At 34.1% G+C, this 2,580-nt stretch carries 2 protein-coding genes and 1 tRNA gene; all 3 read left to right on the top strand.

Annotation, left to right across the window (positions count from 1 at the left end):
- The first annotated feature begins 309 nt into the window (after window positions 1–309).
- The 3 genes from AACU98_RS06460 to AACU98_RS06450 all read left to right on the top strand — a co-directional run bounded on the left by AACU98_RS06460 (window position 310) and on the right by AACU98_RS06450 (window position 2,437).
- Window positions 310–1,005 carry a type 1 fimbrial protein gene (locus AACU98_RS06460; protein WP_036907782.1) on the top strand — a complete coding sequence of 232 codons (696 nt, stop codon included), beginning with the start codon at window positions 310–312 and terminating at the stop codon, window positions 1,003–1,005.
- Window positions 1,006–1,330: 325 nt separating this feature from the next.
- A tRNA-Arg gene (locus AACU98_RS06455) sits at window positions 1,331–1,405 on the top strand.
- A gap of 228 nt (window positions 1,406–1,633) precedes the next feature.
- Window positions 1,634–2,437, top strand: a complete 804-nt coding sequence (locus tag AACU98_RS06450; RefSeq protein ID WP_161735714.1) for a sulfite exporter TauE/SafE family protein — start codon at window positions 1,634–1,636, stop codon at window positions 2,435–2,437.
- Window positions 2,438–2,580 lie beyond the last annotated feature (143 nt).

Genomic DNA, 2,580 nt, shown 5'->3' with positions numbered 1-2,580 from the left:
AAAAGCATTAAAATTTTCATTACTCATTATTAAAATGGGCAGAAATAACAATATAACCATTAACGAAATGATTATACTTTTATGATAAAAATTCAAACAATAGCTTTACGATTCATTTTAAATAAAACATTTTGTGATATTCTAAATTAGATGAAAATAATAAAATATTTTCAATAACATCATAATTTGATTAAACAGACTAAAATAAAAGAAAATACTTAATTTTAAAACTTAAATAATAATTTAAAAGGGGTATCATAATCCTCTAATTTAATAATTCATTATTCATTCACGAAAAGGAAGAGTAAAATGAAAAAGAATTTTCTCTATTTTACCTTATTTACGGCTATATCAACATCAGCACTGGCTGTAGCTCCTTCAGCTCAATTACAAATCAATGGAGATATAAAACCGCCAACTTGTACAATCAATAGTTCTAACAATACAGAAGTTGTCTTTGACTATGGCCGCATATCACCAAGCTTGATACCACAATCTTCAAACTATCAATATGTGGATATGAAACCAGAAACAAGCATCAGTATTGAATGTGATGCTAAAACTTATTTGACGTTTATACCTACTGACACATATGGTGATGTAGATCTTGATTATAATACTAGTTATGATAGTGCTTGGTTTCGCTTAGTTGATAAAGCCAACCCAGATAAAGCAGTTGGGGCTTCATTTTTTAATTGGAAAGATGCAACTGTTGACGGAAAAACGGCTTTTATAAGCCGAGCAACACCTAAAATAGCTGAACTGGGGAAATCTGTCTTAGTTAAAAATAATATTCATGGGTGGACATCAGAGCAACAAGAGAATGTATCCGCCGCATCTCTTAAATTAGTCTCAGGTGAAATCTTTACCACAAAATTCATGCCAGGAAAAACATCTCATACATTTATTCTTTCTCGTGATGAGTTGGCTAAAAAAGCAATAGATATTAGTAATGGACTCGATTTTATTGGTGAGGCCGTATTAACATTCTCTTTCGGTGTTTAAAAAATTTAACAAAACCACTCTCACTATATTAACAAGCTATTAGCTTGTATACATTAAACGGGTAGAGATCTTTTTTATTTCATTCCCCTCCCGTTTATTGTTTTTATTTTTTATGACTCATTCAATTAACCTACTAATTTTATATTTATCATTTTTATTTCGATCTACTGTAACATATAAAAATATAGAAATAGCGATTAAGACAGTATTATCATTGATTACAAAATAAACCTTGCTAACTCAATGACTAAATACCTTGATCCCTCCACCACAAAAACGGTACTATACGGACACTGAGAAACAGTTAAGCACCCTCTCGCAAAATGTTCCCTTAGTTAAATGGATATAACGAGCCCCTCCTAAGGGCTAGTTACAGGTTCGATTCCTGTAGGGAACGCCAATTATAACAACCTATCATTTTACCCACTGCTTATTCTTGCTATAAAGAATAGGTTCTTTATTAACAACACCCAATGAGAGTTTGGTGATTTAATAAAGCCTTATCAAAAATAATAACCTTTATTGTCGATAATTTGGCCTAAATTCCTATTTCACTGTCTGCACGACAGAAGTAAATCAAATCTATATTCGGTAGCTTATATCACCTGTTATGGACAGGAGAATTTAAATGATACTTTGGCTGATCTCTTTTGGCTTAATTTCAGGTATTACTACATGGTTATTTGGTTTTGGCGGTGGTTTTGTTACTGTGCCCCTACTCTATACTCTGATTCTTACACTTTGGGCGGGTGATAGCTTAGCGGGTGAACATGCTATGCAAATTGCTGTGGCTACCTCTGCGCTCATTATGCTGTTTTCCGCTATTATTACGACCCTAAAACACCATAAGGCGAAAAAAATAGATTGGAAATTAATTATGATCTTATTTTGGGGGATTGCATTCGGTGGGATCTTCGGTGCCTTACTTGCCTCAACCGTCCAAGGTGAATGGATCCGATGGATTTTTATTGGTTATCTATTTCTGACTATCTTAGATTGCTATTTTCGCCCCGGATTTATGGCGCCACGCAAAGAAATACAAAAAGTAACCAACAAAAAAGAAGCGTTAACTGGCACTATTATTGGCATTATTGCAGCTTTTTTAGGTGTAGGTGGAAGTGTTATGACCGTACCTTTATTACGCCGTAGAGGTATGTCAATGACTCAATCGGCTGCAATGGCAAACACATTGACATTCCCTTTAGCATTAACGGCAACACTCACTTATATCTTATTGTCTTTCACTACCCCGTTAGAGGATAGCGCTGGATTTGTTGGCTATATTTGGATAAAAGCAGCCGTTATTCTAATCTGTAGTACATGGATAGGATTAAAAATAGCTGAACGTTTTTTATCACGTATACCGGATAAATGGCATGCGAGAGTTTATCCGCTGTTATTGATATTGGTGTTAGTCGTTATGCTGAACTAACCCGCTAACATACCTCTGAACAAGGCAATTCTTATCTATCTGTATTGCCTTTAATATTTCACACAAAAGTGAAATTGTTACATTTACTCGACTTAATAGTAGCGTATTTTGACACCCTAGACACAACCCAATAACCATTAATA

Origin of the sequence: Proteus sp. G4380 (assembly GCF_963885725.1) — a bacterium.
In the GTDB taxonomy this organism is placed as follows: domain Bacteria; phylum Pseudomonadota; class Gammaproteobacteria; order Enterobacterales; family Enterobacteriaceae; genus Proteus; species Proteus mirabilis.
This window is presented reverse-complemented; position numbering and strand designations above follow the sequence as displayed.

Bases quoted from the DNA above. Each gene is read 5' to 3' on its own strand.
- AACU98_RS06460 (WP_036907782.1), top strand. From the start codon at position 310: ATGAAAAAGAATTTTCTCTATTTTACCTTATTTACGGCTATATCAACA.
- AACU98_RS06450 (WP_161735714.1), top strand. From the start codon at position 1,634: ATGATACTTTGGCTGATCTCTTTTGGCTTAATTTCAGGTATTACTACA.